The sequence below is a fragment of the Streptomyces aureus genome, assembly GCF_000725495.1.
Classification (GTDB): Bacteria; Actinomycetota; Actinomycetes; order Streptomycetales; family Streptomycetaceae; genus Streptomyces; species Streptomyces aureus_B.
Genome location: NZ_JNZD01000107.1, coordinates 1 through 274, shown reverse-complemented (window position 1 = coordinate 274; position 274 = coordinate 1). Strand labels below are relative to the sequence as shown.

Genomic DNA, 274 nt, shown 5'->3' with positions numbered 1-274 from the left:
CTTCAGACCACGCCCGCCACCGCCGAACGCGGCCTTGATCGCGATCGGCAGACCGTGCTGCTCGGCGAACGCGACGACCTCCTCGGCACCCGAGACCGGGTCCGGGGTACCGGCCACCAGCGGCGCGCCCGCGCGCTGCGCGATGTGCCGGGCGGCGACCTTGTCACCGAGGTCGCGGATCGCCTGCGGCGGCGGGCCGATCCAGATCAGCCCGGCGTCCAGGACGGCCTGGGCGAAGTCCGCGTTCTCCGAAAGGAAGCCGTAACCCGGATGG

Annotated in this window: 1 protein-coding gene; it reads right to left on the bottom strand. The window is 73.4% G+C overall.

The features are described from left to right. Nucleotides 1-274: biotin carboxylase N-terminal domain-containing protein (locus tag IO36_RS36175; RefSeq protein WP_037626648.1), on the bottom strand; the 274-nt coding region annotated here is incomplete at both ends.